This is a genomic window from Chloroflexota bacterium (assembly GCA_014360805.1).
Taxonomy (GTDB): Bacteria; Chloroflexota; Anaerolineae; order DTLA01; family DTLA01; genus DTLA01.
In genome coordinates, this window is the sequence record JACIWU010000020.1 from 1 (window position 1) to 26,530 (window position 26,530).

The 26,530-nt window shown below is 66.4% G+C and carries 25 protein-coding genes; 7 read left to right on the forward strand and 18 right to left on the reverse strand.

The window, feature by feature from the left end:
* Positions 1 to 394: 394 nt before the first annotated feature.
* Together H5T65_05105 and H5T65_05110 are read right to left on the reverse strand one after the other, a co-directional pair.
* Entirely contained in the window at positions 395 to 772 is a 378-nt protein-coding gene (locus H5T65_05105; protein MBC7258603.1) for a DUF86 domain-containing protein, read from the reverse strand.
* Complete coding sequence (locus H5T65_05110; GenBank protein MBC7258604.1) at positions 765 to 1,055, reverse strand: nucleotidyltransferase family protein; 291 nt, start codon at positions 1,053 to 1,055, stop codon at positions 765 to 767. The genes H5T65_05105 and H5T65_05110 overlap by 8 nt, the downstream gene beginning before the upstream one ends.
* Positions 1,056 to 1,379: 324 nt before the next feature.
* Here H5T65_05110 and H5T65_05115 point away from each other — a divergent pair, with 324 nt between their 5' ends.
* Positions 1,380 to 1,874 carry a zinc ribbon domain-containing protein gene (locus H5T65_05115; GenBank protein MBC7258605.1) on the forward strand — a complete coding sequence of 165 codons (495 nt, stop codon included), beginning with the start codon at positions 1,380 to 1,382 and terminating at the stop codon, positions 1,872 to 1,874.
* A 14-nt stretch (positions 1,875 to 1,888) separates the two neighbouring features.
* Here the strand turns inward: H5T65_05115 and pyk are convergent, their stop codons facing one another.
* The gene (pyk, locus tag H5T65_05120; protein ID MBC7258606.1) at positions 1,889 to 3,316 is read right to left on the reverse strand and encodes a pyruvate kinase; all 1,428 of its coding nucleotides are present in this window, start codon (positions 3,314 to 3,316) and stop codon (positions 1,889 to 1,891) included.
* Between the two features lie 341 nt (positions 3,317 to 3,657).
* On the opposite strand from pyk, the gene xpt reads away from it, so the two are divergent.
* From xpt to H5T65_05140, 4 genes are all read left to right on the forward strand, one after another.
* Positions 3,658 to 4,242 carry a xanthine phosphoribosyltransferase gene (xpt, locus tag H5T65_05125; GenBank protein MBC7258607.1) on the forward strand — a complete coding sequence of 195 codons (585 nt, stop codon included), beginning with the start codon at positions 3,658 to 3,660 and terminating at the stop codon, positions 4,240 to 4,242.
* Positions 4,239 to 5,837, forward strand: coding sequence for a glutamine-hydrolyzing GMP synthase (guaA, locus tag H5T65_05130; protein MBC7258608.1), 1,599 nt, complete (start codon positions 4,239 to 4,241; stop codon positions 5,835 to 5,837). Before xpt ends, guaA begins: the two co-directional genes overlap by 4 nt.
* A 1-nt stretch (position 5,838) precedes the next feature.
* Positions 5,839 to 7,059, forward strand: a complete 1,221-nt coding sequence (locus H5T65_05135; GenBank protein ID MBC7258609.1) for an exonuclease SbcCD subunit D — start codon at positions 5,839 to 5,841, stop codon at positions 7,057 to 7,059.
* 190 nt (positions 7,060 to 7,249) lie between these two features.
* Complete coding sequence (locus H5T65_05140; protein ID MBC7258610.1) at positions 7,250 to 9,586, forward strand: hypothetical protein; 2,337 nt, start codon at positions 7,250 to 7,252, stop codon at positions 9,584 to 9,586.
* A 67-nt stretch (positions 9,587 to 9,653) separates the two neighbouring features.
* Here the strand turns inward: H5T65_05140 and H5T65_05145 are convergent, their stop codons facing one another.
* The 6 genes from H5T65_05145 to H5T65_05170 all read right to left on the reverse strand — a co-directional run bounded on the left by H5T65_05145 (position 9,654) and on the right by H5T65_05170 (position 14,530).
* Positions 9,654 to 10,265 carry a transposase gene (locus H5T65_05145; GenBank protein ID MBC7258611.1) on the reverse strand — a complete coding sequence of 204 codons (612 nt, stop codon included), beginning with the start codon at positions 10,263 to 10,265 and terminating at the stop codon, positions 9,654 to 9,656.
* Positions 10,249 to 11,328 carry an undecaprenyl/decaprenyl-phosphate alpha-N-acetylglucosaminyl 1-phosphate transferase gene (locus H5T65_05150; GenBank protein MBC7258612.1) on the reverse strand — a complete coding sequence of 360 codons (1,080 nt, stop codon included), beginning with the start codon at positions 11,326 to 11,328 and terminating at the stop codon, positions 10,249 to 10,251. The genes H5T65_05145 and H5T65_05150 overlap by 17 nt, the downstream gene beginning before the upstream one ends.
* 132 nt (positions 11,329 to 11,460) lie before the next feature.
* The gene (locus H5T65_05155; GenBank protein ID MBC7258613.1) at positions 11,461 to 12,396 is read right to left on the reverse strand and encodes a pyruvate ferredoxin oxidoreductase; all 936 of its coding nucleotides are present in this window, start codon (positions 12,394 to 12,396) and stop codon (positions 11,461 to 11,463) included.
* A gap of 18 nt (positions 12,397 to 12,414) precedes the next feature.
* Positions 12,415 to 13,602 carry a pyruvate ferredoxin oxidoreductase gene (gene porA, locus H5T65_05160; protein ID MBC7258614.1) on the reverse strand — a complete coding sequence of 396 codons (1,188 nt, stop codon included), beginning with the start codon at positions 13,600 to 13,602 and terminating at the stop codon, positions 12,415 to 12,417.
* Entirely contained in the window at positions 13,599 to 13,895 is a 297-nt protein-coding gene (locus H5T65_05165; protein MBC7258615.1) for a 4Fe-4S binding protein, read from the reverse strand. The genes porA and H5T65_05165 overlap by 4 nt, the downstream gene beginning before the upstream one ends.
* A 59-nt stretch (positions 13,896 to 13,954) precedes the next feature.
* Positions 13,955 to 14,530, reverse strand: a complete 576-nt coding sequence (locus H5T65_05170) for a 2-oxoacid:acceptor oxidoreductase family protein (GenBank protein ID MBC7258616.1) — start codon at positions 14,528 to 14,530, stop codon at positions 13,955 to 13,957.
* Positions 14,531 to 15,150: 620 nt separating this feature from the next.
* Here H5T65_05170 and H5T65_05175 point away from each other — a divergent pair.
* A complete protein-coding gene (locus H5T65_05175) occupies positions 15,151 to 16,254 on the forward strand; it encodes a peptidoglycan bridge formation glycyltransferase FemA/FemB family protein (protein ID MBC7258617.1) in 1,104 nt (367 codons plus the stop codon).
* Between the two features lie 12 nt (positions 16,255 to 16,266).
* On the opposite strand, the gene H5T65_05180 is transcribed toward H5T65_05175, so the two are convergent.
* From H5T65_05180 to tsaA, 5 genes are all read right to left on the reverse strand, one after another.
* Positions 16,267 to 17,619, reverse strand: a complete 1,353-nt coding sequence (locus tag H5T65_05180; protein MBC7258618.1) for a bifunctional folylpolyglutamate synthase/dihydrofolate synthase — start codon at positions 17,617 to 17,619, stop codon at positions 16,267 to 16,269.
* Positions 17,603 to 18,229, reverse strand: a complete 627-nt coding sequence (locus tag H5T65_05185; protein ID MBC7258619.1) for a YdcF family protein — start codon at positions 18,227 to 18,229, stop codon at positions 17,603 to 17,605. The genes H5T65_05180 and H5T65_05185 overlap by 17 nt, the downstream gene beginning before the upstream one ends.
* A gap of 17 nt (positions 18,230 to 18,246) precedes the next feature.
* Positions 18,247 to 21,123 carry a DEAD/DEAH box helicase family protein gene (locus tag H5T65_05190; protein ID MBC7258620.1) on the reverse strand — a complete coding sequence of 959 codons (2,877 nt, stop codon included), beginning with the start codon at positions 21,121 to 21,123 and terminating at the stop codon, positions 18,247 to 18,249.
* A gap of 160 nt (positions 21,124 to 21,283) precedes the next feature.
* A complete protein-coding gene (locus H5T65_05195; GenBank protein ID MBC7258621.1) occupies positions 21,284 to 21,700 on the reverse strand; it encodes a GNAT family N-acetyltransferase in 417 nt (138 codons plus the stop codon).
* A complete protein-coding gene (tsaA, locus tag H5T65_05200) occupies positions 21,694 to 22,194 on the reverse strand; it encodes a tRNA (N6-threonylcarbamoyladenosine(37)-N6)-methyltransferase TrmO (GenBank protein ID MBC7258622.1) in 501 nt (166 codons plus the stop codon). The genes H5T65_05195 and tsaA overlap by 7 nt, the downstream gene beginning before the upstream one ends.
* 128 nt (positions 22,195 to 22,322) lie before the next feature.
* On the opposite strand from tsaA, the gene H5T65_05205 reads away from it, so the two are divergent.
* Positions 22,323 to 23,012, forward strand: coding sequence for an HAD family hydrolase (locus H5T65_05205; protein ID MBC7258623.1), 690 nt, complete (start codon positions 22,323 to 22,325; stop codon positions 23,010 to 23,012).
* A 12-nt stretch (positions 23,013 to 23,024) separates the two neighbouring features.
* Here H5T65_05205 and H5T65_05210 read toward each other — a convergent pair whose 3' ends face one another.
* From H5T65_05210 to H5T65_05225, 4 genes are all read right to left on the reverse strand, one after another.
* A complete protein-coding gene (locus H5T65_05210; GenBank protein MBC7258624.1) occupies positions 23,025 to 23,600 on the reverse strand; it encodes a glycerol-3-phosphate acyltransferase in 576 nt (191 codons plus the stop codon).
* Positions 23,601 to 23,656: 56 nt separating this feature from the next.
* The gene (locus H5T65_05215) at positions 23,657 to 24,445 is read right to left on the reverse strand and encodes an alpha/beta fold hydrolase (GenBank protein MBC7258625.1); all 789 of its coding nucleotides are present in this window, start codon (positions 24,443 to 24,445) and stop codon (positions 23,657 to 23,659) included.
* Between the two features lie 104 nt (positions 24,446 to 24,549).
* Positions 24,550 to 25,347 carry an AAA family ATPase gene (locus H5T65_05220; protein MBC7258626.1) on the reverse strand — a complete coding sequence of 266 codons (798 nt, stop codon included), beginning with the start codon at positions 25,345 to 25,347 and terminating at the stop codon, positions 24,550 to 24,552.
* A 95-nt stretch (positions 25,348 to 25,442) separates the two neighbouring features.
* Entirely contained in the window at positions 25,443 to 26,420 is a 978-nt protein-coding gene (locus H5T65_05225; GenBank protein MBC7258627.1) for a peptidylprolyl isomerase, read from the reverse strand.
* Positions 26,421 to 26,530 lie beyond the last annotated feature (110 nt).

Below are 26,530 nucleotides of genomic sequence, written 5' to 3' on the forward strand. Positions count from 1 at the left end.
TTCCTTACCTGCCCACTGTCTGCGGCGGCTTTGGAAATACGCCCTCCGAACTCGCAGTCACCGCGGAGAGCGCAGGCCGTAGGGCGGGTTTCCATACCTGCCCTCTGCCTTCGGCGGCTATGGAAAGCCACCCTACGAACTCTATGGCAGGCGCGAGGCCGTAGGGCAGGTTCCATACCTGCCCTCTGCCTCCGGCGGCTATGGAAAGCCGCCCTACGAACTCGGATTCACCGCGGAGCGCGCAGAGACCACGGAGATTTGCCTTGAAATCTCCGCGTCCTCGGCGCTCTCCGCGGTTAGAAAACAGGTGCGAGCCGAAGTGGTAGGTGTTCCAGTAGGCGTACACGGGCCAGAAGGTAACGTCAAACAGCAACTCCCACCGGGGTTGGCCGCCCTAGGGGTTGTCCAAGTCCGCAAGCATCTGGGCGACCGTCTGCTCCAACGTACCGATGTGGTGCGCACAGACGGAGTACACCACCTCGGCATCCAGGTCAAAGTAGTGATGCGTTAGCACGTCCCGCATGCCCATGACGCGCTTCCACTCCACTTGCGGGTACCGAGGCAGCAGCGTGCCTCCGGTGATCTTGTCAAGGCGCTTGATGCTCTCCCCGATGGCGATCAACTGCATGCAGATGGCGTCCAGTTTCTCCAATCCTGCCTCGGACTGCACAAAATCGTCAACCGAGCGTACCGGCGCAAATCGCTTGGCCACCGTTCGTATGGCAGCCAGTATCTCGCGGAGGACATCCCCGACCACCGCTACGTCATACATATACAGCTTCCTTCTGAATCCGCTCCTTGAGGTGCGGGTTCATCCGCTCCCGATGCCGTACCACGTCCACGGGGCGGTGCAGCAGTTCCTCCAGTTCCTGCTTGATGCCCACGAGGAGGAGCAAGTCCGGATGGGCAAGTTCCACCACCACGTCCACGTCGCTGGTCTCGGTGAATTCGCCTCTGGCGACCGAGCCGAAGACACCAATGCGCACGATGCCATATTCATCCCGTCTCGTGTCCCGAAATCGTGCCAGTGCGCGCAAAATGTCGTCCCTTGTCATCGCGCAAACCTCCCCGGCAGGCCACCTGCCGTATGCCAGCCACAATCATTATACCACACCCCTCGCCCGCGAATCAAGGGTTTGGAGGCCCCCACGCCGGCCCCGAAAGCGCGTCGCACCCTGGTTGCCAACACAAGACAGAGCCGAATCGCCCAGCGGCATGATGCGGCGGAAGCGTACTTCGTCGGGTGCGAGTGGCCTACAAGCGCGTAGCCGGCGCACTGCACGATGGAACCGCGGCCGCCGCCCCGAAAATGACAACTTCGCCAAAGGATGCTATAATGCGCCCCGTGAAGCGTTCCGGCAGGAGGAAGAATCCCTGACATGTCCAATCTGATGACAAACCTCATCACCATCGTGCAGATTCTCGTCGCCGTGATCAGCGGCTTTTTCGTGGCATTCACCCTGAGCCTGGTCGTGTGGACATATCGCGACATCCGCTCGCGTTCGCGGGACGTTTTCGCGCACATCCTGGCTGCGCTCATCGTCCTGCTGTTCAACGTGCCGGGCCTCGTCATTTACCTCATCCTGCGCCCCAAGGAGACCCTGGCCGAAGCCTACGAGCGGGCGCTGGAAGAAGAGGCGCTCTTGCAGGACATTGAGGAGAAGCAGGCGTGCCCGGGCTGCAAGCAACCCATCCAGCCCGACTACATGGTCTGCCCCAACTGCCACACCAAGCTGCGCAAGCCCTGCGTCCACTGCGGGCGGCTGCTGCACCTGAAATGGAACATCTGCCCCTACTGCGGCACGTCCCAGATCGCGCCGCCCATCCCCGTCCCGGCCGGCGAGGCACCGGCGGGCGCGGAGGATACCCAGTAGCCGATACCCCGCGGCTATCCCGCCTGCTCCACCACGTGCACCTTCAGCATGTTGGTGCGCCCTGGGCCGCCGATGGGCACGCCGGCGGTGATGATCACCACATCGCCCGCGCGTACCAGCCCCTGGCCCCTGGCCGCGTCCACCGCCTTGGCGATCATCTCGTCGGTGGTGTCAAACTGCGGCACCAGGAGCGGCTCCACGCCCCAGACCAGCGACAGGCGCGCCGCCACCTTGGGGTCAGGCGTCGGCGCGAGGATGGGCGTCGCCGGACGGTACTTGGCCACCATGCGCGCCGTGTGGCCCGAGCGCGTGGACGCCAGAATCGCCGTCGCGCCCAACTCCTGGGCGATTTCGCACGTCGCCTGGCTGATGGCGTCGGTGATGCTCGCGGCGCGGGCGTCGGCGGCTTCCCGCAAGCGCGCCCCGTAGGGGAAATGCGCCTCGGTGGCCCGCGCGATCTTGCCCATCATCGCCACGCTCTCCACCGGATAGCGCCCCACCGCCGTCTCGCCCGACAGCATGATCGCGTCGGCCCCGTCCAGGATGGCGTTGGCCACGTCGCTGGCCTCGGCGCGGGTGGGACGCGGGTTGTCTATCATGGACTGGAGCATCTGCGTGGCAATGATCACCGGCTTGCCCACCGTGTTGCACTGCCTCACGATGGCTTTCTGATGGATGGGCACGTCCTCGGGCGGGATCTCTACTCCCAGGTCGCCGCGCGCCACCATGATGCCGTCGGCGGCCTCCAGGATTTCCGGGAAGCGTTCCAGCGCCTCGCGCTTCTCAATCTTGGCGATGATGGGCGTATCCTCGGCGCCCAGGCTCCGCAGGAGTCGGCGCAGGTCTGCCACGTGCTCGGGCGACCGCACAAACGACAGCGCGATGAAGTCGGCGCCCGCAGCCACGGCCGCGCGGGCATCCCCTCTGTCCTTGTCCGTCATGGACGCCATGCGCACCTCGGTGTCGGGCAGCGTAACCCCCTTGCGCGAGGACAGTTCCCCGCCCACGACCACCTCGGCCACCACGTCGGCGCCGTCCGTCCCCACCGCCCGCAGTTCCAGCAGGCCGTCGTCCAGCAGGATGCGCGCGCCCGGTCGGATGTCGGCCAGAACGTCGGGTTCGGCGAAGGGGATCTCCCGCTCGCTCCCCGGCACAGGGCGCGCGGTCAACGTGAGGGTCGTCCCTTCGCGCAGGACGACGCTTCCCCCCGCCAGGTCGCCGATGCGCATCTTGGGCCCTTGCAGGTCGGCAAGGATGCCGATGGGAATGCCGAGTTCGCGGGCGATGCTGCGGGCCATCTCGGCGCGGGCCGCCTGCTGGGCCTGCGTCCCGTGCGAGTAGTTCAGGCGCAGGACGCGCGCGCCTGCCGCCAGAATCCCGCGCAGCGTCTCGGGCGCATCGGTGGCCGGCCCCAGCGTGCACACGATCTTCGTTCGGGTCATGGCATGTCTCCCTTGCGGCGCAAGGCCGCTGTCGGATGTTCGCTGCCCCATTATAGCACGGCGGCAATTGGCAGGCCATGTTGCGCCCGCCGCTGAACCCGCGCGGGCTGTTGGCATCCACGAATAACACGAATCCACACGAATGGAGAATAGTGCTACACCCCGTTGCCCATTCGCGTGAATTGGCGTCATTCGCGGTTACAGACACGTAGGCGGCTTTCCGCGGCCGCCGGAGCAAGGGGCCGATTTCCACCGAAATGTGTACACGACCCGATGCCCCGCGCCTTGCGCGCCGCGCCGCATTCTGCTACAATAGGCCAAACTCCGGGGAGGTGTTCTCCATGGAATCCCTCAAAGCGCGTATCCTGGCGGAAGGTCGCAACATGGGCCGCGGCATCCTGAAGGTGGACAGTTTCGTCAACCACCAAGTGGACGCCGCGCTGATGTACCAGGCGGGGCAGGCGCTGGCCCGGCGTTTCGTCGACCAAGGCGTTACCAAAGTCCTCACCGCCGAGATTTCGGGCATCGCCCCCGCCCTGATGACCGCCCTGGCCCTGGGCGTCCCCATCGTCTACGCCCGCAAGACCAAGCCCATCACCATGCCCGAGCAAATCTACGTGCGCACGGCGCCGTCGCACACCAAGGGGCACGAGGTGGCGCTGATGGTGTCGCCCGAATTCCTCGGCCCCGGCGACCGCGTCCTCATAGTGGACGACTTCCTGGCCACGGGCAAGACCATAGATGCGCTCGTCCAAATCGTGCGGGACGCGGGCGCGGAACTGGTGGGCATCGGCGCGGTGATTGAGAAGACCTTTGAGGGCGGGCGCGCTGTGCTGGAGCGCTACGGCGTCCCCATCTACGCGCTCGTTACCATCACCAGCATGGAAAACGGTAAGATCACCTTCGCCAACGGGGTGGGACAGTGAGCAGCGGGAACCCAACCGCATCCTCGGCCTCTCTCCATGCCGGAGAGGGGAGAAGCGGCGAAACCATCGTCGTGCTGGACTTCGGGTCGCAGTACGCGCAACTCATCGTGCGCCGCGTGCGCGAACAGCATGTGTACTCCGTGCTCGTGCCCCACGACGCGCCCGAGGATGAGGTCATGGCCCTGCGGCCCGTGGGGTTTATCCTGTCCGGCGGGCCGGCCAGCGTGTACGACCCAGGCGCGCCGCAACTCCCGCCCTACGTGCTCCGCAGCGGCCTGCCGGTGCTGGGCATCTGCTACGGCATGCAACTGCTGGCGCACGCCCTGGGCGGCAAGGTCGCCCCGTCGGCCCGCCGCGAGTACGGCCCCGCCGAACTGTACATCAACGACCTGGAGTCGCCCCTGTGGGAAGGGCTGCCTTTCTCCCTTCAGGTTTGGATGAGTCACGGCGACGCCATCACCGAACTCCCGCCCGGATTCCAGGCGCTGGCGTCCACCGACAACTCGCCCATCGCCGCCATGGGCCATGCAGAGCGCCGCATCTACGGCGTGCAATTCCACCCGGAGGTCGTCCACACGCCGCTGGGCAAGGACATCATCCGCAACTTCTTGTACGGCGTATGCGGGTGCCTGGGCACGTGGACGCCGGAATCGTTCATCGCGTCTGCGGTGGAATCCATCCGCCGGCAGGTGGGCGACGAGCGCGTCATCGGGGCGCTGTCGGGGGGCGTGGACTCCACGGTGGCGGCCACGCTGGTCCAGCGGGCCGTCGGCGACCGCCTGACGTGCATTTTCGTGGATCACGGCCTGCTGCGCGAAGGCGAGGCCGAGGCCATCCTGCGCCAGTTGCGCCAGCAGGTGGGGCTGAACATCATCGCCGTGGACGCCTCGGCGCGGTTCCTCGCGGCGCTGTCGGGCGTGGCGGACCCCGAAGCGAAGCGCCGCATCATCGGCGAGACGTTCATCCGCGTGTTTGAGGACGAGGCGGCCAAGATCGGGCACGCGCGGTTCCTGCTCCAGGGCACGCTGTACCCGGATGTTATTGAGAGCACGACGCGAGACACCAAAGCCGCCGCCCGCATCAAGACCCATCACAACGTGGGCGGGCTTCCTGCCGACCTGCGATTTGAACTCGTGGAGCCGCTCAAGTACCTGTTCAAGGACGAGGTGCGCGAGGTGGGGCTGGCGCTGGGGTTGCCGCCGGAGATCGTGCATCGCCAGCCGTTCCCGGGGCCGGGGCTGGCCGTGCGCATCATCGGCGAGGTAACCGCCGAGCGGCTGGCGACCCTGCGCAAGGCCGATGCCATCGTGCGCGAGGAGATTGAGTCGGCAGGGCTGGCCCGCGAGGTCTGGCAGTACTTCGCCGTCCTAACGCCCGTGCGCTCCGTGGGCGTCATGGGCGACGGCCGCACCTACCTCAACACCGTGGCCGTGCGCGCCGTGTCCAGCGTGGACGGCATGACGGCCGACTGGGCGCGCCTGCCCTACACGGTCCTGGCGCGGATTTCCAACCGCATCGTGAACGAAGTCCCCGGCGTCAACCGCGTCGTGTACGACATTTCCAGCAAGCCGCCGGCAACCATAGAGTGGGAGTGAGATGATACGCCTTGTGCATTTTGCGGACTTTCACCTGGGGACCGAAGCCTACGGCCGCATGGACGCGACGACGGGCCTGCCCAGCCGTGTGGTGGATTTCCTGGCCGCGCTGGACGCGATGGTGGACTACGCGCTGGCCGGCGACGTCCACCTGGTCGTCTTCGCGGGCGACGCCTACAAGACCCGCGACCCCAACCCCACCTACCAGCGCGAGTTCAACACCCGCATCCTGAAACTGGCGCGGGCGGGCATTCCGGTGGTCCTGGTGGTGGGCAACCACGACCTGGCCCCCGCCGAAGGCCGCGCCAGCACGTTGGATGTGTTCACCACGTTCAGCGCTGACAATGTGTACGTGGGCCGCACCATTGAGACGCTCCGCATAGACACGAAGGCCGGCCCCGTGCAGGTCGTTACGCTCCCCTGGGTCCTGCGCAGCCGCTACCTCACCAAAGATGCCACGCGGGGAAAGTCGGTCAGGGAAGCGGACGAGATGCTCATCGGGGCCATCCTCACGTTCCTGAACCAGGAGAAGCAGGCCCTGTCCCCGGACGTTCCCGCGATTCTGGCGGCCCATGCCAGCATCCAGGGCGCTTCGTTCGGCTCGGAGCGCAACATCATGCTGGGCCAGGATTTGATCCTGCCCGCGGGCGACATCGCAGACCCGGTGTTTGACTACGTCGCGCTGGGCCACATCCACAAGCATCAGGTGCTGCGCGAGTACCCGCCGGTCGTGTACGCGGGGAGCCTGGAACGCGTGGACTTCGGCGAGGAGAAAGAGGACAAGGGATTCGTCGTGGCCGAGGTGGAGAAGGGCCGCGCCCGCTTTGAGTTTCACGCCGTACCCGCGCGCCGCATGGTAACCGTGAGCGTGGACATCCAGGGCGACGACCCCACCCAAGAGGCGCTGAACGCCATCGCGCGGGCCAGAACCCGAGACGCCATCGTCCGCGTCTTCATCCGCGCGCGCGAGGATCAGGCCCTACGCCTGGACCAGAAGGCCCTGAATGAGGCGCTGGCCGATGCGTTCTACGTGGCCGCCGTGAACATTGAGCGGGAGCGCCAGGTTCGGACCCGCCTGGGCGTCGGCGCGCTGGAGCAACTGACGCCGGTGGAGATTCTCGCCCGCTACCTGGAGCAGAGGGGCGAGCCCAAGGAGCGTTTTGACCGACTGCTGCAGAAGGGGAGCGAAATCCTGAATCAGGCAGCCTCGCAACAGGATTGAGTCGCGGTGCGCGAGCGGGGCACAGGGATTGCACCAGGTATCGTAGGGCGAAACAGGAACGGGTTTCCGCGGATGCGGATGCGGATTCGGGTCCGAAGTTTGTTGGCGCCCACCGTCGTGGGGGCGAAGCCATCTCCGCGCAGGCGCGGGATTGCCTCGCATCACTCGCGATGATGGAGGAGGCGGAAATATGGCCGTGGACCTCACCTCAACTGTGGGCCTGTTCAGCATCGTGGACGGCGCCGTCCAGGACGAAGCCCCGAACCTACTGGTAACGCGCGGGCCGCTGGATCCTCAAAGCCGCGAGGCGGGCCAACTGGCCATCGCCGTGGAACTGGTCGGCCGGTCCCTGGGCGAGGAGGAGATGTACGAGGAACTCCTCCAGGCCATCAGCGACGCCTATTTCCGCCACCCTGGGAGCATCACCGCGCGCCTTCAGGAAGCCATCCAGGAAGCCAACGCGCTCCTGGCGCACGCCAACGCCGCGCTTCTCCCCGAAGAGCGCCTCATCGGGGGCGTTACCTGCGTGTTCCACATGGGCCAGGACGTGTACATCGGGCAGGCGGGGCCAGCCGTCGTTTACCTGGGGCAGAAGGGGGCGCTGCGCCGCTTCCCCGAATCCTCGCCGTGGCTGGAGAGGCCGCTCCCCGGTCCTCCCGAACGGCTGTACCCTGCGCCCCTCGGCGTCCACCCCACCGTCCACGCGAACCTCTTCCACGCCTCGGTGCAGCCCGGGGACGCCCTGGTGCTTGGGACCACCTCTCTAGCGCATGCGGTGGCGACGAAGGACGTGGAGCATGCGGTCCTGTTCCAGTCCATTGACGACGCGCTCTACAACATGGTGCGCCTGTGCGGCGACGCCGAGGTGGCCTGCATGGTGATCCTGATCCACGCCAAAGGCGAGCGTCCCGCCGCGCCCGCGCCGCCTGCTCCCGCTGCGGAAGCCGCACCGCCCCCGGTCGTGGAGGAAGCGCCCGTGGAGGCGGAAGTGGGCGAGGCCGCGCCGTCCGCGGTGGAGGAAGAGGCGCTCGTCACCGATTGGGAAGCCGCCGCGGAGGCCCTGGCGCCGCTCCCACCCGCCGAGGCCGAGGTCTATCCGGAGCCTGTGGCCCCCGCGCCCGAAGAAGCGCCGCAACCGGTGCCCACAGGCCGACCTGTGGCGGCAAGGCGCCCCTCGCGACGCGGCATCTCCCTCTTGGGCCTGGCCCGCGCGCTGCGCAGGGGCATCGGCGCGTTTTTCTCGGATGTGGCGCTGGGGGGCGCGGTTGTCGCGGGCTGGCTGGCGGCGCTTTTCCGCCGAAGGCCACGCCCCGTCGCCGGCCCGCGTCCCGCGCACGTCCCACGCGCCAGGCCCGCGGTGCGGCGACTTTGGCTGCTCCTCGCCATCGCCATCCCGATCATCGTCGCACTTGTCCTGGTGATGCAACTCCTCCAGTCGCGGCAGCGGCTCCAGCGGTACGACGAACTGGTGCGCCTGGCCGAGAGCAAGGCCGGCCTGGCCCAGAGCGCGCCGACCGTCCAAGACAAGCAGGCGCTGCTGACCGAGTCGCTGGCGCTGCTGGAGCAGGCGCGACCGTTAGGCGGGCGGGACACGCGCGCGGCGCAACTGGCCGCGCAGGTGCAGGCGACGCTGGATCAGGTGGAGGGGACGATCCGCCTGGACGCGCCTGTCCTGCTGTACCAGGCGCCTACCGCCGAGCAGGCGACCTGGCAACGGCTGGTCATCGCGGGCACCGACCTGTATCTCCTGGACGGCAAGAACGGCCGCGTGATCCGCAAGGTGCTGGACGAGACGGGCGTCCGACTCCAGGCGGAACAGGGCGCGCCTGCGGTCGTGAGTCGGGGCGCGACGGTCGGGGCCTACACCGTCGGGGGACTGTGGCGCATGGCGTGGGCCGCCGCAGCCGGCAATCGCACCTTCAGCGCCCTACTCGTCCTGACCGACGACCGTCGCCTTCTGGAGTACAACATGCGGCGGGGGCTAAGCCTGCTCGCGCTGGCAGACGTGGCCCGCTGGCAGCAGCCCGCCGCGATGGCGGCCTACAGCGGCAACCTCTACATCCTGGACGCGGGCGCCAATCAAATCCTCCGCTATACACCCACGGCAGGTGGCTACGAAAGCCCACCCGATGATTGGTTCGCGCTGTCGCAGCCTCGCGACCTGCGCGGCGCGGTGGACATGGCCATTGACGGGGCCATCTACGTGCTCTACGGCACTGGCCGATTGGAGAAGTTCAGGCAGGGCGACAGGCAGACCTTCTCCCTGGAGGGCCTGACCCAGCCACTCCAGCAGCCGGTGGCCCTTTACACCGACGTGGACGATGAGGCCAGGCACGTGTACGTGGCCGACCCCGGCGGCCAGCGCGTGGTGCAGTTCGCCAAGGACGGCAAGTTCGTGCGCCAGTTCCGCCTTCGGGAGGGGGATTTGTTCGCGCGCATCGCCGACCTGCGCGTGGACGAGGCGAACGCCCGCCTGTATTTCGTCGCGGGCGATGCGCTGTATGTGTGCGCCCTGCCGCGGCCGTAGGGGCGCAATTGAATTGCACCCCGCCGGATTGCGCGCCGCCGAATCGCGCCCCCTGCGGATTGTGCACCTAACGCCGCCGGTTGTCGGGGTTCTGTTCGTCCAACGCCCACTTCGTGGGGTTGTCAAGGATGTACTGGGTGATGCGATTCAAGTCTGCCTCATCGCGAATGATGTGTTCATAGTAGTTGCGCTGCCACACAAACCCTTCACCCCCGGCCAGGCGGATCAATCGCGCGGTCCCCGCATTGAACGCGCGCACCACCTGCCCCAATGTGGGACGTTGTTTGTCCACCACGAATGATCTGCCGATAGGCGATTCGCGACCCCGCAAAGGAACAAGGACGCCGGCGTCCGCCATCCCCGTAGGGGCGCAATTGAATTGCGCCCCTACGGGTTCGGCCGGAGGATTCAACCACACGATGAAATGCACGTGGTTGGGCATCACTATAAACGCGCCCAACCGCACGGTCGGGAAATGTCGCGGCAAGTCTTGCCAATATTCCGCAAGGATGTCGCCCCAGGCGTTCCGATGCATCTCTTCGCCCACAACCTGGCCGAAAACCGACTCGCCCTGCCGCACGCAAATCGTTACGAAATACGCTCCCGCGCTGCTGTAATCCCAGCGAGCCAACCGAACGGATCGGCGACGGTGGGCGTTGGGGTCATCCTTCGCGCTCATCGGCGTCCGCTTGCCCCTCCATCCGGCCCACGCCCGCCGGCCCGCCCCGCCTTGATGCCCACACGAACACCGCCGTCGCCAGCCCTGCCAGCACGAGCAGCGCGATGAGTTTGTACAGCCGCGTGGAGATGAGTAGCGCCAGGCCGCCGAACAGCGCGCAGAAGGCGTAGTACGCCAGCACGATGCGTCGCTGCGACCACCCCATATCGGCCAGGCGGAAGTGCAGATGCCCGCGGTCGCCCTGGCCGATGGGTTGGCCCCTGCGGATGCGCGCCACCATCTGCCAGGCCACGTCCATGATGGGAATCCCCAGCACCAGCAGGAGCGTCGCCACCTTGCCCCCCGCCACGATGGACAGCGTGCCCAGCGCGAACCCCAGGAAGTACGACCCTCCGCTGCCCATGAACACCCGCGCCGGATGGAAGTTGTACGGCAGAAAGCCCAGCGTGCTCCCCAGCAGCGCCAGCGGCAGCAGCGCCACGCTGTGCTGGCCTTCGCGCACCATGTGCACGGTGAGGAGCAACGCGGCAATGGCCGTTACCCCCGCCGCCAGGCCGTCCAGGCCGTCCAGGAAGTTGACCGTGTTCATCGCGCCCATGATCCAGAACAGCGTAACGGGAATTGTTACGTACCAGGGGAACCAGATTTGTCGGTTGGTCAGCGGGTTGTTGATGACCTCAATGAAGATGAGGAACAGCATGGCGATGCCCGCCGCGATGACCTGCACGGCGAACTGCGGCCACGAGGGGAGTTCGCGGGCGTCGTCCCAAATCCCGGCCGCGAACACGAACACGCACCCGAGGGCGACGCCGAGCAGCCGCGTGGCCTCGTTGGGGTCGTTGGTGGCGGGCCGGATGGGCGCGGGCAGAAGTTGCATCACGGCGAGTCCCGCCATGAAGGCCGCGAACAGCGCCACGCCCCCCAGGCGAGACACGCGGCCCGTATGGCGGCGCCGACCGCCCGGCTCGTCGGCGATGGCCAGGCGCAGGCCAAGCCGTCCCGCAAGCGGCGTCAGTACCAGCGACACCAGGAACGAAGCCGCAAACACGAATACGAACGCCATCCTAGCCTGCCCCGAATTGCCTATCGCCTGCATGGCCCACTATAAGGCCCTGGGGTGCTCCTGTCAAGCACAAGAAAAAGCCTGCACACCCGAGGTGCGCAGGCTTTTCGGTCAGGGGTTGCGCGGCGTCGGCTAGGCCTCGCCGCAGAGTTTCAGCAGGCGCTCCCATCTTTCGTCCACATCCTGCTGGATGCGCTCAATCATGTATTGGTTCTCCGGGCGGAACAGGTGGCGGAATCGGCCCTGGGCCTGGAGCCATTCGGTAACCGGCTTCTTGACCTTGGGCTTGTAGGTCAGGCGCCAGACGCCGTTTTCCACCTCGTACAGCGGCCAGACACACGTCTCGGTCGCCAATTTCATGACCTCCACGGTGGTGTCCGTATCGTGCCGCCAGCCGCGGTTGCACGAGGACAGGACGTTGAGGAACGCCGGGCCGTCGGCGGCCACGCCCTTGCGGGCCTTCTCCATCAGGTCGCGCCAGTTGTGGGGCGACGCCTGGGCCACGTAGGGGATGTTGTGCGCCGCGCAGATGGCCGTCAGGTCCTTGCGGGGCTGCATCTTGCCCGGGATGACCTTGCCCGCGGGCGATGTCGTCGTGTTGGCGCCCATGGGCGTGGCGCTGGAACGCTGGATGCCGGTGTTCATGTACGCCTCGTTGTTGTAGCAGACGTACATCATCTTGTGCCCGCGCTCCAACGCGCCCGACAGCGCCTGGATGCCGATGTCGTAGGTGCCGCCGTCGCCGCCGAAAGCGATGAACTTCACGTTCTGCTCGGGGATCTTGCCTCGCTTGACCAGCGCGCGATAGGCCGTCTCCACGCCGCTCATGGTAGAGGCGGCGTTCTCAAAGGCGTTGTGAATCCAGGGCACGCGCCAGGAAGTGTAGGGGAAGATGGTGGTGGAGACCTCCAGGCAGCCGGTGGCGTTGGCCAGGACCACAGGCTCGTCAATGGCGGCCAGAATCTGGCGCACGACGATGCCCGCGCCGCACCCCGCGCACAGGCGGTGTCCTGGGGCCAGCCGATCTTCGCGCTTGGACAGTTCTTTAAGGTTCAGTTTCGTTGCCATGATGCTCTCCTTTCCCGCCTACTCGCGCACGCCGACATAGGAGACCAGGTCGGTTACCTTGCCGGTCTTGGCGATTTGGAGCAGGTCGTGGAATACGCCCTCAATCTGGGAGGGGACGATGTCGCGCCCGCCCAGGCCGAAGACGAAGTCGGCCATGGGCACGTTGGCGTCGTAAATCTTCATCGCCGCGGCCAGTTCCAGGAACAGCGGCCCGGCGTTCCCCATGGAGCCGAAGGAGATGGCGCGGTCCATCACGCCCACGGCTTTGACATGCCGTAGGGCGGACACCATCTCCTGGGCCGGGAACGGGCGGAAGACGCGAGGCTTCAGCAGGCCCACCTTGGCCCCCTGCGCCCGCAGTTTGTCCACGGCCGCGCGCGCCGTCCCTGCGGTGGACGACGACACCACAATCGCCGCCTCGGCGTCGTCCAGGCGGTACGTCTCAAACAGGCCGTACTTGCGGCCAAACGTCTTGGCGAATTCATCGGCCACATCCAGGATGACCTTCTGGGCGTGGCGCATGGCTTCCACCTGCTGGCGCTTGTGCTCAAAGTAGTAGTCGGTGAAGTCCAGCGGCCCGTAGGTTACCGGGTGATCCAGGTCCAGCAGCGAGTACTTGGGCCGATACTCGCCGACGAATGCCTTGACCTTGGCGTCGTCAAAGATTTCCACGCGCTCCTCGGCGTGGGACGTGATGAAGCCGTCAAACAGGATCATGACCGGCAGGAGCACGTCGGGGTGCTCGGCGATGCGCACGGCCTGGATTACCGTGTCGTAGGCTTCCTGGGCGTTCTCGCAGAAGAGGTGAATCCAGCCCGCATCCCGCGCGCCCATGGAATCGGAATGGTCGCAGTGGATGTTGATGGGCGCGGACAGGGCGCGGTTCACGTTGGTCATCACAATCGGCAGGCGGTTGGACGCGGCCACGTACAGGATTTCCCACATGAACGCCAGGCCCGCCGACGAGGTGGCCGTCATCACGCGCGCGCCCGCAGCCGAAGCGCCCACGCACGCGCTCATGGCGCTGTGCTCGCTTTCCACGGTGATGAATTCGGTGTCCACCAGCCCGTCGGCGACGAACTCCGAGAACGTCTGCACAATCGCGGTCTGGGGCGTGATGGGGTACGCTGCAACGACATCCGGATTGATCTGGCGCATCGCCTCGGCGACGGCGCCGGTCCCATCCAATGCTTTGAACTCGCTCATTTGGCACCTCCCGCGCGGCCAGGCTCATCCACCATCTCTATGGAGCCCCCGAACTCGGCTTCGTCGTGCATCTCAATGCACTTGACGGGGCACACGTTGGCGCAGATGCCGCAGCCCTTGCAGTGGAGCAGGTCAAAGCCCACCATCTTCTGGTCCTTGACCCGAATGCTGGAATCGGGGCAATAGACCCAGCAGAACATGCAGTTGGTGCAACGGCTGACATCGCGCACGGGGCGGAAGGCTCGCCACGCGCCTGTATTGTACTGCGCGGAGTTACCCGCTTCCACAATCATGCCTCCGATGGGGAGGTCTTTCCAACCCTTAGCCACAGTGTCCTCCTTTCCGACGAGGGCTAGCCCTCTTTGACTTCTTCGGCTGCGCGACGAATCGCGGCGACGTTGGCCTCTACGATGTCCGCCTTCATGTGCTTCTTGGCGAACCGCTGGCGCGTCTGCTCCACAATGGCGTCCACCTCAAACAGGCCGGTGGCCTTGACCAGCGCGCCGAGCATGGGCGTATTGGTGATTTCGCGCCCCAGCGTCTCAATGGCGATGCGGCTGGCGTCCACCGTGAACACGCGCCCGGTGCGAAGGTTGAGTTGCTCGCGGATTTCGGCGGGCGACGCGCTCGTGTTGACGAGCAGAATCCCGTCGGGCTTCAGGCCCTCGGTTACCTTCACCGTGCCCAGGAGCGTGGGGTCCAGCACCACGACCACGTCGGGCTCCTGAATCTGGCAGTGGAGGTCAACGGGGTGATCGCTGATGCGGGTGAACGCCTGAATCGGCGCGCCCATGCGCTCCGGACCGTACTCGGGGAAGGCCTGGAAGTACAGCCCTGCATCCAGCGCGGCCTCGGCGAGGACCTTGCCTGCCGTAACCGCGCCCTGGCCGCCACGGCCATGCCAACGTACTTCAACCAACTTGCTCATAGTTCCTCCTCTTGCCTGTCGCTGCGCACGGCAAGCCATGATGTTGTGTTTGGATGGTCAATGCGAAAGGCACAAAAATAAGGGCAGTTCGCCTGTCGGCGGCTGGCCCTGCTCGGGGCATCTCAATAGGAAGCGAAGAGCGCAACGTGCCCAACCATTGTACTCACCAAACATCCTGTCCCAAGATTCGCAGGTTTCGCGTGCATTTTACCCCAGAACAGCCCCCTTGTCAAAGCCTTGTTGTTTTGTTCACGATTCCTGTTATTGAATCTCGCTACTCCAATAGAACACTCGCATCTTCAGTTCGGCCCGTCAGAACAGGGAGCCGCTAGACGTAGGGCAAATTGCCAATTTGCCCTACGATGGCCGCCGAGAGAGCAGCGCCAACCGAATGTGCGACCTCCCCATGGGCCTCCTGGCGCTATGCTACCACATCGTGCGTTCTTATGAAAAAGCGAGCGTGAGCAGGTGCGACCCACCTTCGGAAGCACACCTTCCGAAGCGCGTCGCGCCTTGCTCACAAACGCAAACCGCACCGAGCCTGTTGTGTTCGCGATTCCCGTTTCTCGCCGCTATTGTGATATAATGGCGCAAGCAAACCACCGAGGGAACCCGCAAACATGACGATCGCCGTTGACATCCAGGCTCCGGCTCCCTGGCTGGACGAAGAATGGAACCGCTTCGTGGAGCGCCACAGGCACGGCCACTTGCTGCAATCCTGCCAGTGGGCGCAGTTCAAGTCGCGGCACGCGTGGTCGGCGTGCAGGGTCATCGTGCGCGAGGGGCGCGAGCCGGTGGCCGGGGCGCAGGTCCTGTTCCGACAGGTGGGCCCCGTCTCCGTGGCCTACGTGCCAAAAGGCCCGGTTGTGGACTGGGAGAATGCGGCCCTCGTTGAGGCCGTGGTGGGCGGGCTTCACGACCTGTGTCGTCGGCGGCGGGCCGTCTTCCTGCGCCTGGAGCCTGACCTGCCCTACAGCCCGGATTTGGCGCGGCAGTTGGCCGCCATGCGCTTTCGGTTCGCAGGCAAGGTGCAGCCGTTGAGCACCCTGCATCTGGACATTGACCGCGACCCCGAGGAGATTCTCGCGGGCATGAAGCCCAAGACCCGCTACAACATCCGACTGGCCGAGCGCAAGGGCGTGCGGGTGCGCGAGGGCACGGAGGCCGATGTGGCCGTCTTCTACCGCCTGTCGCAGATCACCAGCCTGCGCGACGATTTCCCCATCCACGCCGAGAAGTACTACCGCGACGCGTATCGCACGTTCGTGCCCGCGGACATGGCGCGGCTCCTGCTGGCCGAGTACGATGGCGAGGTCATCGCCGGCCTGATGGTCTTCGCGTTCGGCGCGTCGGCCTGGTACATGTACGGCGCGTCGTCCAACCGCTACCGCAACCTGATGCCCAATCATCTGCTCCAGTGGCGCGCCATCCAGTGGGCGCGGGCGCGCGGGTGCAAGGTGTACGACTTCTGGGGCATCCCCGACGAGGTGGGGCAGGATCCCGCGTCGGCAGCCCTCGCCGCGCAGCGCAGCGATGGCCTTTGGGGCGTGTATCGGTTCAAGGAGGGTTTTGGCGGGCGGGTGGTGCGCTACCTGGGCGCTTACGACTTCGCCTACGCGCCGCTGGTGTACGTGGCGGGCATGATGTTGTGGCCCAGGCTGCGCCACCTGCTGTACCGCCTGCGCCGCAAACGCCCGCCCGAGAGCGAGGTGGGCGTGGAGTAGGCCCGCGCGGCCCTACACCGGATCCTTCGGCGGCAGCGGGCGACCTTCCCGTTCCAGCCACGCCTCGCGCACGGCGGCCGCCAGGAAGATGGAACCAAGCGCCAGGACCATGCCGCCTTGACCAACGTCCGTGAGCGCATGGTCCAGCGCCTGGCGCGGCGAGCGAACGCCCGCCGACTCTCGCCCAAGGGCGCGCGCGGTGCGCTGCAACTCGGCCACGTCCATGGCCCTCTCGTGGGGGGCCTGCGCGAACACCAGGCGCGTCGCGGACGGAATGAGACGCAACATGCTCGCCACGTCCTTGTCGGCGGACGCGCCGAAGATCACCACGTCGGGCGCGCGGCCCAGAATCTCCCGAACCGTCGCGAGGGCCGCTTCCACGGATTCCACCGTGTGCGCCGAATCCACGATGAGCCACGGCGAGGACTGCATCACCTCCAGCCGTGCGGGCCACCGCACCTCGGCCAGCCCGCGCCGCAGCGCGTCCTCGGACACCGGGAACCCCCGCGGCTCCAACTCGGCCACGGCGGCGATGGCGGCGGTGGCGTTGTCCAGTTGGTGTCGCCCGATGAGCGGGATGAACAAATCCGCCAGAGGCACCGGCCATCCGGCCCGCGGCCCGCGCGCGGAAGACGCGAGGAAATGCTGCCCCTCGTGGGTCTGGCCCTCCAACTGCCAGCGCCAGTCTCGGCCCACCCAGACCTGCCGCGCCCGCCGCTGCCGCGCCCGCTCGGCCAGGACCGCCGCCGCCGACGCCTTCTGCGGCGTGAAGACGACGGGCACACCCCGCTTGATGATGCCGGCCTTTTCGGCGGCGATGCGATCCAGGGTGTTGCCCAGCACGTTCATGTGGTCCATGCCGATGGACGTGATGACCGAGATTAGGGGCCGCACTACATTGGTGGCGTCAAACCTGCCGCCCAGCCCCACCTCCAACACCGCGATCTGGACGCCACGGCGACGAAAATGCTCAAACGCAATCGCCGTGATGGCCTCAAAGGTCGTGCCGGGGGTGCGCTCCAACGTGGGGCGAATCCAGTTCGCCAGTTCCACGACCTCCGCCTCGGAGATCATCTCGCCATTCACCTGGATGCGCTCGCGGAACGTGTGCAAGTGCGGCGACGTGTACAGCCCCGTCCGGTATCCCGCCTGGGCCAGGATGGAGGCGATCATGGCGCTGGTGGAGCCTTTGCCCTTGGTGCCGGCGACGTGCACCGACTGGAAGGCGCGATGCGGCGAACCCAGGCGCTTGAGCAGGGTGCGGAACCGGTCCAAGTTCGGAGGCACAACCTCACGATCCGTTACCCAATACTGCCAACTGGGGAGTCCGTACAGATAACGCAGGGCATCAGAATACGTGTCCACGTAGCCATCTCCCGACGCGGGTGATTTCATATGCCATCACGGCGAAGGTCTCGCGAAACGTGAAGTACGCGCGCAGCCTGGGAATCGTCCAGCCTGGGCTGTCGGCGACGGGGACCGGGTAGGCTTCAAGCCCCGCGTCGGCGGCCATGCGACATGCGCGGAACATGTGGTAGGGATCGGACACCACCAGGACCGAGCGCCAGCCGTGCGCCGCCATGATTTGCGCGGTGTTGCGGATGTTGTCCAGCGTGGAGTGCGACCGATCTTCCAACAGAATGGCCTCCGGCGGCACGCCCATGCCGACGGCCACCCGCCGCATGGCCTCGGCCTCGGAGGGCGGGAGTTTCCCCAGGCCCCCGCTCACGATGATGCGCGGCGCGTAGCCTTGCATGTAGAGCGCCACGCCGGCTTCAATGCGGCTGCGCAGGATGGGGCTGGGCTGCTCGCCGGGCCAGACCGGCGCGCCCAGGACCAGGATCACGTCGGCGGGGGCTTTCTTCTCCGCCCGCGCCGCGCCGAGGATATTCCACAGCGCCACAAGGGCGGCCGCCGCGACCGCCAGGGCCAAGATGATGCCGAGCCGCACGATTCTCCACACCCGTTTGGTCACGCAGGCCCTCCGCGCCGTCATGCGTCCGCTTGTTGCGGGCCGCTCCGAGGCTGCGCGGGGCCGTCCACCCAGCGCCGCGCCGCTTCTGGCAACTCGGCCAGTGCGCCCTTGCGCACGGTGCACGGCGGCAGGGAGTCCAGGAACATACGGCCATACGCCTTGCTGATGATGCGCTTGTCCAGCACCACGAACACGCCTCGGTCGGTGCGGCTGCGGATGAGCCTGCCGAACCCCTGGCGAAACCGCAGGACGCTCTCGGGGACCGCGTACTGGTTGAACGGGTCCTCAAACGTCTCGCTGCGGGCGGCGAAAATCGGCTCGGTGGGCACGGCGAAGGGCAGGCGGGCGATGACCAGGCAACTCAACGCTTCGCCCATGACGTCAATCCCTTCCCAGAAGGAGCGCGTGCCCAAGAGCACGGCGCGCGGCGTCTCGCGGAAGGTTGTGAGCAACTGCTGGCGCGACGCGCCGTCGCCGTGTTCCAGCACCAGGATGTCCTCTTCGGCCAGGGGCTTGGTGATGGCCCGCGCGGTGGCCTTCAACTGGCTGTACGAGGTGAACAGCGCGAGCGTTCGCCCGCCCATCGCCTTACACAACTGGATAAGCGCATCCTCCACGGTGCGCTGGTAGAAAGGTGCGTGCGGCTCGGGCATGTCCATCGGCACATAGACCAGGGTAGACGCCTTGTAGTCAAACGGCGAACCCACCGCCAGTTCTTCGGCTTCCCACGCCCCCAGTCGGTTGCGCATGTAGTCAAACTTCCCGCTGACGCACAGGGTCGCCGACGTGAGGATGACCGCCTCCTTCTGGCTGAAGATATGCTGGCGCACCAGGTCGCCCACCTGCAACGGGGCCGCGTTCAGCGACAGGATGTTCCGCTCCGTGTTCCGCTCAAACCAGCAGACCTGATTCTCGGAGGGCTTGAAGATGACCTGCCCGATTTGATCGCGGACGGTGCGCAACCGCAGGATTTGCGCAGCCAAATCCTGGAGCATATCGTCCAGTTCGGGCACGTCGTAGGCTTCCATGCCCTCCAGAGTCTGGCCCACTTGCTGGAGGTCTCGCTCTACCCTGGCGAGGATTGTGGCGCAGTCCTGCCAGGCCGTCTCCACGAGATTCCAGGCCGGTTGCGCCCGCACCCCAGGCGTGATGCGCAGGCGCTGGCTGTAGCCCGAGTTGTCGGCGTCGTTGGAATGCTCGCGCAGGAAGTCGTCGGCGATGGCGAAGAAGTCCCCCAAGGCCCGCTGGGCCAGGTCCACGTCGTTGCGTGCGTCTGCCAGGAGCGCCTCCAGGTCGCGCAGGTTGGGCCCAGGGATCGCATTGCGGCACCGCATGGCCACGTCGGTGAGGAGCCCCCGATGCCGGCCCGGGGCTGTCTTCTGGCTGATTTCCCCCAGTTGGCGGTCCAGCCCCATGCGGTCGGCCTGGAAACTGAGTTGCCGGGTGATGGCGTCCTCAAAGTGGTGCGCCTCGTCCACGATCAGGTACTTGTATTCGGGGAGGACGCGATTCTCCACGGCCACATCCGACACCAGGAGCGCATGGTTGACGATGAGGATGTGGGCGCGCTCGGCGCGGCGACGCGCGCGGTGGAAGAAGCAGCGGCCCTTCTGCCGATGGGGGCAGTCCTCGGCCAGGCAACTCTCCTGCTCGGACGAAATCTGCGACCAGACGGCCCGCTCTTGCTGGCTGGGCAGGAACAACTCGGTAACGTCGCCGGTGGCCGTGGTTTGCTGCCAGATGAGGACCTTGGCCAGGACGCGGAGTTCGTCCCCGTTCAGGTTGTCGCGGGCGCGCATGGCCGCCAGGCGGCGCAGGCACAGGTAGTTGCTGCGCCCCTTGAGCAGCGCCACCCGCACGTCAAGCGACAGCACCTTCTGGATGTCCGGAATGTCCTTCAGGTACAGTTGCTCTTGCAGGTTGATGGTGTTGGTGGAGATCACGACGGGGCGCTCGTTTTCAAGGGCGAAGTGCATGGCCGGCAGGAGGTAGGCCAGCGACTTGCCCGTGCCGGTGCCAGCCTCCACCATGAGGTGATGCCCTTCGTTCAGGCTACGGGCAACGGCGCGGAGCATCTCCACCTGCTGGGGGCGATGCTCAAAATGCGGGAAGCGCCGCGCAAAGGCTCCGTCCTCCTCCAGCATCCGCGCCACGCGCTCCACATCCACGGGAACCTTGCGCGCGGTGGGGCGCAGGGGCGGCTCCTCGTCCTCTTGTAGGAGGAGAATGCCCAGGCCGTAGGCGTCGTCGCCGACCTTGGACTGCACCTGCTGCCCCAGGCTGCCCGTAACGAATGCCGACCGCCCCTTGTAGGACAAGATGTCGCGGAACAGGTCTCGGAGCGCCCATCCACTGCGCTGCGTCAGCCCGACGATCTCCTCAAGCAGGCGCGTGTCCAGCGACAAGGCGCGCTCCACCAACATGTTGAACAAATCCATCGCTGTCTTGGCATCGTCCAGGGCGCGGTGGTGCACCGTCGCCGGCACGCCCAATGTCTGCGCCAGAATCTCCAGGCTGTAGCGCGGGGCGTGGGGCACCAGGATGCTGGCCAGTTCAAAGGTGTCTATGGCGTCCGCGTTGGTCAGGACGTCCTGTTTGGCGAGGAACTCCAGGTCAAACTGCACGCTGTGCCCCACGATGGGCCCATTCCCCACGAACCGCACCAGGTCGGGCAGGACCGACTTCAGGGCGGGCGCATTCTGCACGTCCTCGTCGCGGAGGCCCGTCAATTGGGTGATCCTGTAGGGAATCGGGCGCGAGGGGTTGACCAGCGATGACCAGGTGCCGAGGACTTCCTTGCCCCGGAACTTCACCGCGCCGACCTCTATGATGGAATCCCGTTCCGCGTCCAGCCCGGTGGTCTCCAGATCCAGGGCGACGTAGGTTCGGTGCATCTCGTCTCATTTCTAGGGCAGCATCGGGGAGGCTGCCGGCGTGATTATATCCGCCTGTCGGGAGAACGCCAAAGACAGGCAGGTGGCTCATCTTCGGCGACCGGCGCTGTCGGCGGGTGCAAAGGGGCTTGCCTTTGCCGTAGGCGCGCCCGCGTCGGCCTCACTTTTCAAAGACCGAGTCTATCGGGTGGGCGGTCATGATGCGGGTCGTCTGGCGGAAGTGCATCTTGGCCCAGAACCCCACCTCGCCCGGAATCACCACCGACAGGGTCTGGGCGCCCCGCGCCTTGAATCGTTCGGCAATGGCGCGAACCAGGGCGCGCCCGATGCCCCGCCGCTGATAGTCCGGGTGCACCGAGGCGATGTAGATGATGGCGCGCGAGCCGTCAAACACGCCGCGAATCATGCCCACAACCTGGCCGTCCTCCTCGGCCACCAGGAACTCGGCCGCCTGGCACTCGGCCACCCGCTTCATCGCTTCGGGGCCGTCCATCTCGGGGTGCCCGTACTGTTGGTTCGCCTTGAGGATTTCCACAAGTCGGTCGCAGTCTTTGACCTCAAAGTCTCGGATCAGCATGGGTTGCCTCCCTTCTTCCGAGAATCCGCGCGTTCCCTATCGTTCGCCTCCCACAGGCGGTGCAGCCATTCGGCCACTCGGGCATCCTCCACCCGGTCCCCTCGGGTCAGGTATGGCTTGATGTCCAGCACGGGGGTGCCGTCGGCCATGTCCAGACCCCTGACGTACAGCACATTGCCCTCTCGCCGGAGAAGGGGCACCACTGTGATGGCGATGGGGTTGGGTCGCTTCGGGCTTCGGGTTGCGAACACGCCCACCAGCGGCAAGTCTTCGCGCCCTTGCGGGTGCACGTGCAGGCGACGCTCGCGCAGGTCCCCCTGGCGGTGCAAGTAGCCGACCACGAGGATGTGCGAGAACCCCTCCATCCCGTCCAGGCCGTCGGCAAACTCCGGGTCAAGCACAACCCTGGACTCCAAATCCTCCCAGACCACGCCGTCCAGTTCGGTAATGCCGTTCTCCACGCGCCCGATGGGATGTACCGTGTAGTCCGCCATGCGCCCAAGTTTCCTTCTCCGGTGTGTTGATATTATAATACGCGGGCGCAACGGTGGCAAGGCGAACAGCGATGGTGCTCTTGACCTCACCCACTCGCGGTCAGCGTGCTGGAAACGGAGGGAGGGCTATGCAAGTTGCGGCGTTCTTTGACTTTGACGGCACCCTGTATGCGGGGCATCTGTGGAAGGACATGTCCGACTACTTCCGCGAGCGCCGCGAGCGCACGGGGCTGATCTGGACCTACCTGCTGGCGCACATGGCCCTGTGGCCGCTGAACCTGATGCGCGTCCTCAGCGACGAACGGTTCTACGGCTCGTGGGCGCGCGACCTGACCTGGATTCTGCGAGGGTTGTCGCTGGAAGAGGGCGACGCGCTCTTCCGCTTCATCCTGGAGTGGCGCATTCTGCCCGGCCTGCGCCCCGACGTGCTGGAGCGCCTGCGCCAGCACCAGGCGCAAGGCCACATCGTGATGCTGGTGTCGGGCGGGTTCCGCCGACTCCTGGAGATGCTGGCGTCGGAGTTGTCCATCGCCCACGTGGTGGGCACGGAGGCCGAGGTGCGCGACGGTAGGTACACCGGCCGCCCCACCGGGCTGGCCATCACCGGCCGGGGCAAGGTGGAGGGCATCCGTCGCCTTGCCGCCCGCGAGGGCATGGACCTGGATTGGCCGCACTCCTACTCCTACGCCGACAATCGCACCGACATCCCGCTGCTGGAAGCGGTCGGGCATCCCGTGGCCGTGTACCCCGACAGGGCGCTGGCGGCTCACGCGCAGAAAAGCGGCTGGGAGGTGTTGGGGACGATCACGCGGTCCTGATGGGCGCGCCGCCTACATCTTTTGCAGCCGCATGCGCCGAGGCCGGTCCAGCGCCTGCTTCGCCGGAATGGAGAGGATCATCGCCAGGCTGGCGAGCACAAGGCCCGTGGGTTGCCCGCCCAGCACCATCAGCAGCACGGTCAGCCCGATGCCCACGCCCGCGCCCAGGTCCGAATTGCGCGTGAGCAGGTAGAGCAAGCCGTACACGATGAGGCCGATGACCATCTCCCTGGGTGCCAGCGTCATCAGCACGCCCAACGTGGTGGCCAGGCCCTGCCCCCCGCTGAACCCTGCGAACAGCGGGAAGTCGTGCCCCAAGAGCGCGGCGACTCCGGCGGCGATCTGCCAGGTCAGGCTCAACCCGAGCGCCTTTGCCAGCACCACCGGCGCGAACCCTTTGGCGAAGTCCACCACCGCCACGACCACCGCCGGCTTCCAGCCCAACGTCCGCGAAACGTTGCGGGCGCCCATGTTGGCGTCGCCCAGCGTGCGAATGTCCACCCCTGCCACGCGCCGCGACACGATGACGGCCGTCGGGATGGAACCGAGCACGTAGCCGATGAACACGATCCCAACCGCCACGTTCATCACCTCGCCTCCCGTACCTGCGATGCGTCGGGACCGAATCGGCGGCTGCCCGTGCGCTACGCGCGCTGACGGGCGAGGAATGCCGCCACAACGGCGTTGAACTCGTCGGGGCGCTCCACGGGCAGGGCGTGCCGCGCGTCGTGAATCACCGCCAGTTCCGCGCGCGGCATCTTGGCGACGTAGGCCTGCTTGGCCGACACGGGCGTGTAATCCTGGTCTGCCGCCACCACGAGGGTGGGGACGGCGATTTGGCCCAGGCGGTCGGCCACGCTCCAGCCCACGATCGCCCGCATGGCGTCGCGGTAGGCGCGGGGGTCGTTTTCGGCCCAACGTGCCACCAGCATCGCCCGCAGCGCCTCTTGTTCCGGCTTGGGGAAGAGCCGTGCCGCCAGGATTTCGCCCATCCTGCGCATCCCGACCAGGCGCACGATAAGGAAGCGCTGGAGCACGGCCAGGCGTTCCTTCAGCGTCCGCGCCACGAACTCGGGGCCGCTGTTCACGATCACCAGGCTCTTGACCATATCGGGCCGGTCCACCGCCAGTTGCAGCGCGATCATGCCGCCCAGCGAGATGCCCACCACGTGCGCCGGCGCGATGCCCAGGGCCTGCATCAGGCCGGCGGCGTCTGCGGCGAATTGGGACATGGTGTAGGGGCCGCGGGGCTTGTCGGACTTGCCATGCCCGCGCAGGTCAAACACGACCACGCGGTAGTTCTGGGCGAAAAAGGGGATTTGCATCTCCCAGTCGCGCCCGCTGGAACCCAGACCGTGGATGAAGAGCAGAGGCTCGCCGGCGCCAGCCTCTTCGTAGTGGAGCGAAATCCCTTGCACGGCAATTCGCGGCATCGCTCACCTCCTCTCGGCCTCGGAGCAGGCCGGGCGCGTCCCGCCGCCCGCCGCCGCGCCGTAGGTCTGGTTTCCATGCTGACCGGCGGCTAGGGATAGCCGCCCTACTTCCCGTTCCCGCGCAGGGCCGCGGCGATCTTCTCGGCTTCGGCCACCAGGCCGGGCGCGATGTCGTACACGGCTTTGCCTTCCAGATCCGAGCGGATGGCGTCGGCCGAAAACGGAAGGTACCCCAGCACCTTGAAGTCGGGCAGGTTCTCGGCAATGAAGCGGCGATCCTCGTCGTTGCGCACCTTGTTGCCCACCACGAAGACCCGCGCGAGGCCCAAATCTCCCGCCAGGCGACGAATCGTCTCCGCCGTCTGGAGGCTGCGGCGGCCCGGCTCCACAACGACGATCATGGCGTCCACCGCCTGGGCCGTGGCGCGCCCCAGGTGCTCAATGCCGGCTTCCATGTCGGCGATGACCACCTCGTTGCGGTGGAGCAGCAGGTTGACCATCAGCGAGCGCAGGAGCGCGCTTTCGGGGCAGATGCACCCCGCGCCGCCTTTCTTGACCGTGCCCAGCACCAGCAGCCGAATGCCCCGATGCACGGCGCTGAAGCGGTCGGGGATGTCGTCCACGCGCGGGTTGATCTGGAAGAAGCCGCCGGTGGTGCCGCGCTGCGCGCCGGTGCGCTCGTAGATGAGGTCGTCCATGGCGGCGATGGGGGTAATCTGCTCCACCAGTTCCGGCGGGAACCCCAGCGCCGAGGCGAGATTCGCGTCGGGGTCGGCGTCAATGGCGATGACGTTTTCGCCCTGGGCGGCGAAGATGTACGCAAGAAGACCGGCCAGGGTCGTCTTGCCGACGCCGCCCTTGCCGGTTATGGCGATCTTGGCGACTCGTTTCTTTTCTGCCATGCAGTCTCCTCAGTCAAAGGTTCACCGCCGAGACCGCGAAGCGCGCGGAGAGTAGATAGCCCCATCTCAACCGCGCGCTCCGCGTGAAGGGGCGTCTATTCCATCGGAACCAGAATCTCCACCTGGGCGGCGGCGCGCTGCTGCTGGAGCCAGTCGTCAAAGGCTTTCTGCTTCATCGCCTGGTACACATCCGGCGGGAGCGTCCTCCCCGTCTGCCGCTCCAGCACCTGGATGATGTGATACCCGTAGGGGCTGCGGACGATGCCGCTGACCTGGCCGGGCTGTAGCGCAAAGGCCGCGTCCTCTATCTCCTTGGGCACGCTCAACATCCCCTTGGGGAAGAAGCCGAGGTCGCCCCCGTCGGCGCGCGTAACCTCATCCTGCGACATCTCGCGGGCCACTTTGGCGAAATCCTCGCCGGCCTGGATGCGGCGTAGAGCCTCTTGGGCGGCCTGTTCGGTGCTCAATAGGATGTGCCGCGCGTGCACCTGTTCGGCCGTTTCCGGCACGGACGTGGTTACCTGCTGGATGACCATCTCGGTGAGCAACTCGGCGCGCAGTTGTTCGCGGAACTCCTCGGGCGTGATGCCGCTCTCGGCGAGCCACGCCTGGAACTTTTCCTCGCCGCCGCCCGCCGCCACGGTCTCCTGCACGCGGGCTTCCAACTGCTCGTCGGAGATAGAGATGCCCATGCGCGCCGCGGCTTGCTGGATGAGCGCCAGTTCAATCAGCGAGTTCAGTACCTGGATGCGCACCTGGGCCAGGGCCGCCTTCCCTTCGTCCGTGGTGAGGTCCACGTTCTGATCCGTCAGCGCCACCTTGAACTGGAAGAACTGCTTCTGGAACGTGGCCATGGGGATCTCCTGGCCGTTCACGCGCGCGGCCACGGTCCCCACCTCGGCCCCGGGCGTCGGGATGACCGCCGTGGGCATCGTATCTCCGCCCGCGGAGGGCTGCGTCGCCTGGGTCGCGGTCGTGGGTTGGGCCGGCGCCTGCTGCCCCGGCAACAGGCTGCACCCCGCTGTCAGCAAAGCCACTACCACAAGACTTGCCAGCAGCCAAGATCTCTTCATGTTACGCCTCCTTCGGGACAACCACACCCGCATCTTCCGAGAATCTCACCGGCGTCGGAGCAAAGCAAGCCTTACCTTGCCCCTGCTGTTTGCCAGTCCATTATAGCCGA